Origin of the sequence: Streptomyces sp. N35 (genome assembly GCF_016464295.1) — a bacterium.
Taxonomy (GTDB): Bacteria; Actinomycetota; Actinomycetes; order Streptomycetales; family Streptomycetaceae; genus Streptomyces.
On record NZ_JAEIMH010000024.1, the window covers coordinates 89,830 to 98,006 of the forward strand.

At 71.5% G+C, this 8,177-nt stretch carries 8 protein-coding genes; 3 read left to right on the top strand and 5 right to left on the bottom strand.

What is annotated here, in order from left to right:
* Positions 1-75: 75 nt before the first annotated feature.
* The 5 genes from JAO81_RS15755 to JAO81_RS15775 all read right to left on the bottom strand — a co-directional run bounded on the left by JAO81_RS15755 (position 76) and on the right by JAO81_RS15775 (position 5,613).
* Positions 76-693 (bottom strand): DUF4126 domain-containing protein, encoded by a 618-nt coding sequence (locus JAO81_RS15755; protein WP_199548478.1) that lies wholly within the window; start codon positions 691-693, stop codon positions 76-78.
* A gap of 391 nt (positions 694-1,084) precedes the next feature.
* Positions 1,085-1,927 (bottom strand): alpha/beta fold hydrolase, encoded by an 843-nt coding sequence (locus JAO81_RS15760; RefSeq protein ID WP_199548479.1) that lies wholly within the window; start codon positions 1,925-1,927, stop codon positions 1,085-1,087.
* A gap of 189 nt (positions 1,928-2,116) precedes the next feature.
* Complete coding sequence (locus JAO81_RS15765) at positions 2,117-2,758, bottom strand: TetR/AcrR family transcriptional regulator (RefSeq protein WP_199548480.1); 642 nt, start codon at positions 2,756-2,758, stop codon at positions 2,117-2,119.
* Positions 2,759-2,792: 34 nt separating this feature from the next.
* The gene (locus JAO81_RS15770) at positions 2,793-4,877 is read right to left on the bottom strand and encodes a YhgE/Pip domain-containing protein (protein ID WP_199548481.1); all 2,085 of its coding nucleotides are present in this window, start codon (positions 4,875-4,877) and stop codon (positions 2,793-2,795) included.
* Positions 4,849-5,613, bottom strand: a complete 765-nt coding sequence (locus JAO81_RS15775) for an ATP-binding cassette domain-containing protein (protein ID WP_199548482.1) — start codon at positions 5,611-5,613, stop codon at positions 4,849-4,851. Before JAO81_RS15775 ends, JAO81_RS15770 begins: the two co-directional genes overlap by 29 nt.
* 216 nt (positions 5,614-5,829) lie before the next feature.
* Here JAO81_RS15775 and JAO81_RS15780 point away from each other — a divergent pair, with 216 nt between their 5' ends.
* The 3 genes from JAO81_RS15780 (at position 5,830) to JAO81_RS15790 (ending at position 8,095) form a co-directional block, all read left to right on the top strand.
* Positions 5,830-6,357 carry an SAV_6107 family HEPN domain-containing protein gene (locus JAO81_RS15780; protein ID WP_165335253.1) on the top strand — a complete coding sequence of 176 codons (528 nt, stop codon included), beginning with the start codon at positions 5,830-5,832 and terminating at the stop codon, positions 6,355-6,357.
* Positions 6,358-6,454: 97 nt separating this feature from the next.
* Entirely contained in the window at positions 6,455-7,267 is an 813-nt protein-coding gene (locus tag JAO81_RS15785; RefSeq protein ID WP_199548483.1) for a methyltransferase, read from the top strand.
* A gap of 414 nt (positions 7,268-7,681) precedes the next feature.
* A complete protein-coding gene (locus tag JAO81_RS15790) occupies positions 7,682-8,095 on the top strand; it encodes a DUF3040 domain-containing protein (protein WP_199548484.1) in 414 nt (137 codons plus the stop codon).
* The last annotated feature ends 82 nt before the right edge of the window (positions 8,096-8,177 follow it).

Genomic DNA, 8,177 nt, shown 5'->3' on the forward strand with positions numbered 1-8,177 from the left:
CCGGCCGGGTCCGTGCGGGCTTTCCGGGGGCTCCGCCCCGACCCGCTCGGTCCCGTCGCCGCTCACTGCGGTGCGTCAGCCCGGTGGTCCTCCGCTCACCTCGCGAGCCAAGCGCTTCTCCTCACGCCTCTGCGCCCGTCTGCGCATGAACCGCCGGATGCGATGGGCCAGGAACAGCACCAAAGCCAGACCGAGGATCAGCAGGACGGCCGCGATGACCGCCGCCGCCTCCGGGTAGAACATCGCGAACGTGACGATGCCGCCCACGCCGAGATCCTCGGCCGTGCTCATGGCCACATTGCTGAACGGCTCCGGCGACGTGTTGATCGCCATCCGTGTCCCGGCCTTCACGAAATGGCTGGCCAGCGCGGTCGAACCGCCGACCGCACCGGCCGCGAGATCCGAGAGCGAACCGCTCTGCCCGGCGAGCAGCGCCCCGACCACGGCTCCGGACACCGGCCGGATCACGGTGTGCACCGTGTCCCAGAGGGAGTCGACGTAAGGGATCTTGTCGGCCACCGCTTCGCACAGGAAGAGGAAGCCCGCCACGCAGAGCACGTCGGTGCGCTCCAGAGCGGGAGGCACCTCGTCGCTCACGCCGGTCACGCCGAAGACGCCGAGCAGGAGCACCACCGCGTACGCGTTGATACCGCTGGCCCAGCCGCTGGTGAACACCAGGGGGAGTACGGACACGGACGCGATCGTAACCAGTCGGCAACGGGTCGGCCTGGGGATGAGTGCGTATGCCTGAGTATCCGTACCTAGTGAGTGAGATGAGTACGAGCGCGGATGGGCTCCTACCTGCAGGAACGAAAGAGTGAGGGTCACGGAAGGGGCGCGGCGCCGGCACCGCCGACACGGGGCGGCGGAACGGCGCGGCTCCCCTTGCGGAACGGGGGTCGTCCCGGCCCGGAGGGGACACCGGGGAGCGGGGCGGACCACGGGGGATCGGGGGAAGCACTGGTCCGGTGAGGCTCGTGAGAACGATCGAGCCGCGCCGGACCAGTGTCGTTTCCGGCTCCGGAAGCGCTTCGGGAAAGGGCACCGGGAAGCGCTTCGGGGAGAGGGCTTCGGGGAAGCGCCTCTACCCGAGCCCGAGCATCGCCTCGGCGACCTCGCCGACCGCCGCCTCGGGGATCGCGGTGGCGGCTTCTGCCAGGACGAGCAGCCGCGCCCCCGGGATCTCGCGTGCGATCGCCTCACCGTTGCCGACGGGGAAGAACCGGTTGCGGCGGCCGTGCACGACGAGCGTCGGGATCCCGATCCCGGGCAGCCGCTCGCGCCAGCGGGGTGTGCAGTCGAGCCGGGAGAACACCATGCCCAGCTGGTTGGCCATCTGGACCTCAGGCGTGGTGCCGGGCGTGCGGTCCCAGACGCGCGCGGCACTCTCGTACGCGGCGACGGGGTCGTCACCGAGGACCTTCGCGCCCTCGGCGGCGAACTCCGCCACCGCCTCGCGGTCGGCCCAGTCGGGCATCGGACGCGCGAACAGCCGTCCCATGGCCGCCTGGTCATGGTCGGGCAGGTCGTCATCGGCCGGCCCCGGCGCCACCGCGCGGGTGCCGGCGAGGGTGAGTGCCGAGAACGCGCTGGGATGGTCGAGTACGGCCACCTGCGCGACCATCCCGCCGACGCCGGACCCCGCGAGGTGCGCGGGCCCGTCGCCGAGCGCGCCGGCCAGGGCCGCCGCATCGGCGGCGAGGTCGCGCAGGGTGTAGGCGGGTGCCTGCGGATCCGCCGTGGTCGACTCGCCGCTGTCGCGCAGGTCGTAGCGCACCACGTGGCGTCCGCCGGCGGCGAGACGTTCGCACAGCGCGTCCGGCCAGGAGAGCATCGTCGTCCCGCCCGCGAGCAGGACGAGGGGCGCGTCGTCGGCACCGAACGACTCGATGCCCAGGGTGGTCCCGTTGACGTCGATGGTGGTCATCGGAGCACCGCACAACGTCGCGGGGCAGGTGCGTCGCCGTCGAGGCAGACCGAGATGTCAGCGCTGATTCGTGTCACTGCAGGGCAGACCGCATCCCGCGCCCGAACTCATCGCTCACGCTATAAACGCAGCCCCGAGCTCACGCCACAAACTCAGCCCCGAGCTCACGCTACAAACTCAGCCCCGAGCTCAGCCCCGCGTGCCCGCCACGCGCCCCTGCAGCAGCCGCGACAGCGCCGCGTGCACGTCGTCGATCGACCGCTCCGGCTGGAACGCCTGCCAGTCGAGCGCCGCCACGAGCACCATCCCCACCAGGGCCGCGGCGGTCAGCGGGATGTCGATTTCCTCGCTCAGCTCACCGGCCGCCACTCCCTCGCGCAGCACCCCCTCGACCACGGCGACCGCCTGCTGCCGTACGACGAGCAGCGTGGACTGCCAGGCCCGGCCGGTGCGGTACAGCTCGGCCACATAGAGCTGGGTGAAGGACGGATACGTGGCGATGAAGTCGAGGCCGGAACGGATCATCGCGTCCAGTGCGGCGACCTTCGTGCCGCCGCTGCGGGCCGTGTCGTCCACCGCCCGCTGCAGCGACTCGGTGAGCAGCCCCACCCCGTAGCGCAGGAGCTCCTCGAAGAGCTCGGCCTTGCTGGCGAAGTTGTAGTAGACCGTGCCCTTGGCGACTCCCGCGCGCTCGGCGATCTCGTCCACCGTGGTCGCCGAGAACCCCTGTTCCGCGATGAGCGTCACGGCCGCCTCGTACAACTTCGCCTTGGTGGCCGTCCGCCGTCCGCCGCCCGCCTTGGAGCCGCCGGCCCCTGCTGCCTTCTGCATGCCGTCGATTCTCACAGGCCCCGGCCCGCCCCTCTCACAGAGTCAGCTCGGGATGCAGCCGGTCCAGGGTCCATACCTGGCGTTTGCGGGCGGAGAGCGCCGTCAGCGCCAGCGCGCCCACGGTGAACGCCACGAGCACCACGCACCCCTGCCATACGGGCCCGAGCCCGCCGCCCGTGATCAGCCGCCGCAGCGCCTCCACCACGTACGACATCGGCAGGAAGGGATGGATCGCGCCGAAGAAGGACGGGCTCGTCTGGACGGGATAGGTGCCGCCGGCCGAGGTCAGCTGGAGCATCAGGAAGGCGAGGACGAGGATGCGGCCCGCGGCGCCGAAGCGCGCGTTGAGCCACTGCACGATCGCCGCGAAGCACCCGGTGACCAGGAGCAGGAAGCCGACGGTGCCCGCCGCGTGCGTCATCTCCAGGCCGAGTGCCCAGTGCAGTACGGAGATCAGTGCCGTGGTCTGCAGGGCGCCGATCGCCGCCACCGGCAGCCAGCCGGCCAGGGCGATCCGCCAGGCGGAGGCGCCGGTGGCGAGCGCCCGCCGGTTGAGCGGCGCGATCACCATGTACGCGACCATCGCACCGACCCACAGGGACAGCGGGATGAAGTACGGCGCGAATCCGGTGCCGTAATTGGGCGCCTGGTGCAGGGACTTGGCGGCCAGCTGTACGGGGTCGGCCATGACCTCCGTACGGGCGTCACGGTCGCGCTTGTCGTAGTCCGGTATCTGTTCGGCGCCGTCGCGCAGGCCGCCGGCCAGGTCGCCGGACCCGTCGACCAGCTTGAAGAGCCCGCCGTTCAGGTCCTTCGCGCCGTCCTTGAGCCGGCCCATGCCCGTATCGAGGTCGGACGAGCCGGACTTGGCGCCGCTGAGCCCGGTGTGCAGCGTGCCCGCACCCTTGGCGACGGCCTGGGCGCCCCGGTTCAGCTGGTTGATCTTCTTCACGGCCGCGTCGAGGTCGTCGCCGAGGTGCGGGGCGCGGTCGGCCAGCGAGTTCGCCTGCTTCTCCAGGGCGGCCAGGTGGTCGTCGAGCCGGTCGGTGTCCCCGGCGTAGTCCTGGACGACGGTGTTCACGTCCGCGGCGATCCGCTCGACGTCGTCGCCCGCGTCCTTGGCCTGCTTGAGCTGCGGACAGTTCGGGTCCTTGAGGAGCGCGTCCTCGCAGCGCGCCTCGTACACGGAGTCCAGCGCTCCGGAAGCCTTCTCCGCGCCGGAAGCGGCGAGCGGAGCCTTCTCCACGAGCGTGTCCAGATGGCCGCGGATCGCCTTGGCGGAGTCGGCGACCAGGCGGGCCGTGTCACCGATGCTCTCGCCGTTCTCGCGCAGGAAGGGGCCGACCTTGTCGGCGGCGCCGTTCACCTTGTCCGCGAGCGTCTGCGTCCCCTCGGCCACCTGGCCCGCGCCGGTCTCCAGGTCGCCGGCGCCCTTGTCCAACTTCTCGATCCCGCGCGCCAGTTCACCGCTCCCTGACTTGGCGTCGCCCAGGCCGTCCGCGAGCTGCTTCGCCCCGTCCTTGGCCTTGCCCGCACCCTCCTCGAGCCGCCCGGCGCCGTCGGCGGCCTCCTCGGTCTTGCCGTGGATGTCCGAGAACGACACGAAGATCTTGTCCAGGAATGTCCGTGACGCCTTGCTGGAGGCGGCCGCCCGCACCTCGGAGAACACCGTCCGCGAGAGCTGCCCCACGATGTAGTTGTTGGCGTCGTTCGTACGGACCTGGAGCGCGCCGGTCTCGGGGGAGTCCCCCGCGCTGGACGCGATCCGCCGGCTGAAGTCCTCGGGCACGGTCAGCGACAGGTAGTACGTACCGTCCTCGATGCCCGCGCGCGCCTGCGCCGCGTCCACCTCGTGCCAGTCGAAGGTGCTGCTGTCCCGCAGCCCCTCGGCTATCCCGTCGCCCGCCGCGATCTTCCTGCCGTCGGCGCTCGCTCCCTTGTCGTCGTTGACGAGCGCGACCGGGATCCTGTCCAGGCGGCCGTACGGGTCCCAGAACGACCACAGGTAGAGCGCCCCGTAAAGCAGCGGAAGCAGCAGCAGCGACACGAGCGCGGCACGGGGGAGGCGGCCCCGGCCGAAGCGCTTGAGCTCAAGAGCGGCCAGTTTCGGCGAGCGCATCGGCTGCCCCCTTCTCGTCCGTGGTCCCCGACTTCTCGTCCGTGGTCCCCGACATTTCGTCCGTGGTCCCCAGCCGGACCTTCTGTGCCGCGTCAGGAGCCCCCTGCCCCACGGCCACGACGGTCGTCCCGGCCTCGGTGATCGCCGTCAACATCCGCCAGGCGGCGGCCAGTTCAGCATCCGAGAGCTTCAGATCGAGGTCGTCCACCGCGAGCAGCCGCGGCCGTCCGATCAGCGCGAGGGCCACGGACAGGCGCAGCGCTTCGATGCGCTCCAGGTCCCGCACGGCGGTGCGCGAGCCTTTGACGAGGGTCTCCGGGGCGAGTCCGGCGGCGGTGAGGGCGCTCTCGCGCAGCAGCGCGGACGCGGCCGCGCGCTCGGCACGCGGGCTCAGGAGCGAGCGCAGCGATGTGCCGAACCGCCGTTGCAGCAGGGCTCGTTCCCGCAGATGCTCGGCGACGGTGAGGGCCGGATCGAGGTCGGTGACGCCCGGGACATGCGCCAGTGCGCTGATCCGCCGTACGGCCGCGGCCTGCCGGGGCAGCCGCAGCGAGCCGACCTCGGCGCTGCCCTCCGTCGCGCGCATACGTCCCGTCAATGCCAGCAGCAGGGAGGTCCGCCCCGCACCGGACGGCCCTTCCACTGCGACCAGGGTCCCTGGCTCCGCCGTGAACTCCACCTCGCGAAAGGCCCACCCTCGGGGGCCTCTCACCCCGAACCCCTGCACCGCGAGCACCTACGGCCCCCTGTTTTTGAACTGACTGGTCAGTGCAAAAACGTACACGACGCTGATCCGCCGCTCCTACGCCACCCTCCCTCAACTCCCTTATCCGAACCCTTGATCGAGCGATAAGTGCAGGTCAGGGCCGATTGTCAGTGGCGTACTTCACGATGGGGGTCATACGGCAGCTTTTTCGCCAGTGCCGTATCAAACGACGACAGGAGGTTCGTCATGGCCAGTTCCTACGCAGCCGCCGCACGCCGGCGCCGCGCCTCCGGCCCTGCCCCCTCACTGAACGGTCCCGCGAGCGACGTCCACCCGGTCCTGCGCCGGGCCTCGGCCCCGCCCGCCGCCCTCGATCTGCTCGCCCAGGCCCGCAGCGGACTCGACGAGGCGGCCCGCCTCGAGACGCCCAACGAGCGCTACTCCGCCGCCCACCTCGCGGCCCTGCGCACCGCCGCCGCCGTGCTCGCCGCGCGGGGGAGGCCCGAGACCAGCGCACGCAAGCGGGCCAAGATCCGCAGCGCTTGGGAAGTGCTCCCCGAGATAGCACCCGAACTCGCCGAGTGGAGCGCCCTGTTCGCCTCCGGCGCCACCAAGCGGGCCCGCGCGGACGCGGGCATCCAGGGCGCGGCCGGCACCCGGGACGCCGATGATCTGCTGCGCGATGTCGCGATGTTCCTGCGTCTGGTCGAGCGGATGCTGGTGCTCCAGCCGGTCCTGCCGCAGCCGCGGCCGGAACAGCCCGACGCGGGGTGAGTGCCGGGGCTCGGGAGCGGTGGCGCACAGGCAATAGGGTGGGGACGAACCGTCCCCACCCCCGCCTCGCCAGGCGGAGCCACGCCGAGGAGTAACCGTGTCGGACCCGATGCGCCCGTCCGTCGCCCGCCACCACCCTCAACCGACAGAGCTGCGCACCGGCCCCTCCCCTTCCCGTGCCTCCCTCCGTACAGCCGTGGTCTGGGAGGTACTGAAAGAGGCCCTCGACCGGCAGGTGAAGGCGACCGGGCGGGAGTCGCTCGACGTGCTCGACACCGGCGGCGGCAGCGGCAAGTTCGCCGTGCCCGTCGCCGCGCTCGGCCATCGCGTCACCGTGGTGGACCCGAGCCCCAACGCGCTGTTCGCCCTGGAGCGACGGGCCGCCGAGGCCGGGGTCGCGGAGCGGGTGAGCGGGGTGCAGGGAGATGCGCACGGACTCTTCGACGTGGTCGAGCCCGGCACGTACGACGCGGTGCTCTGCCATGGCGTCCTCGAGTACGTGGACGACCCGGCCGAAGGCGTACGGAACGTGGCGGGCGCGCTGCGCGAGACCGGTGTCCTCAGCCTGCTGGCCGCCGGGCTCGGCGGCGCCGTGCTCGCCCGCGCCCTCGCAGGGCACTTCACGGAGGCCCGGCACGCCCTGACCGACCCGGCAGGGCGCTGGGGCGAGGGAGACCCCGTGCCGCGCCGCTTCAGTGCCGAGCAGCTCACCGGCCTCGTCGAGGAGGGCGGTCTGCGGGTCGGCTCGGTGCACGGCGTGCGGGTCTTCGCCGACCTGGTGCCGGGCGTCCTGGTGGACACCGAGCCCGGCGCCCTGGACGCCCTCATCAAGCTGGAGGCCGCGGCCGCCGAGCAGCCGGCCTTCCATGCGGTCGCCACCCAGCTGCACATCCTGGGCGAGAAGGGCTGAACCGGGCCTGGGACCGCGGTCTCGGGGTACTGGGGAACCGGGTCGGGGACGGAGTTCCCGGGCTGCCTGTTCTCAGGGGTGAAAAACGGTCGTGGTGGCCGGAACTCCGGTACCCGGCGGAACAGGAGCAGTGAGCGGAAGCGCCGCATCCGGCGCAGTCCTCCTGATCAGGGGCGCAACCGCAGATGGAGTAGGCCACAGGCCCCCCGATCAGGGCCCGTGACCCGTATGATCGAGGGACACCGACCGGCATGACGGCCGTACCGCTGGGGAATGAACGCCTCAGCTTCGGGTGCCATGACGGGCCGGAATGGCGAATTGGCGTAGAGGGGCGGGTTTCACGGGGGCGATTCCCTGCCTATCCTGAAGGGGACCCCCGGTCGCCCCGGCGACTGCACGATGAGGAGGGACTCCGTGCCGCTCTCAGAGCACGAGCAGCGCATGCTCGAGCAGATGGAGCGAGCGCTGTACGCCGAAGATCCCAAGTTCGCGACAGCGCTTGAGGGAAGCGGGCTGCGTACGTACACCCGGAAGCGGGTCTACCAAGCGGTCGCCGGCTTTCTTGTGGGAATCGCGCTCCTCATGGCAGGAATGGTCGCGCAGCAGATCTGGATCAGCGTGGTGGGATTCCTCGTCATGCTCGGCTGTGCGGTGCTCGCGGTAACCGGTTGGCGCAAGGCGCCCAAGCCGGGCGAGCAAGCCCCTGGTGCGGTGGCCGGTCAGGGTGGGACAGCTCCCCCGACCACGCGGCGTCAGGGCCGGCAGCGGCGGTCGATGATGGACCGCATCGAGCAGCGCTGGCAGCGGCGCCGCGAAGAGGGTCACTGACTCAGAGCTCACCCGACGGGGGGGTGGGGCGGGCGCTTCGGCGGGTGCCCCACACCCCCCGCGGCGGTCCGGGGGCCCCTTT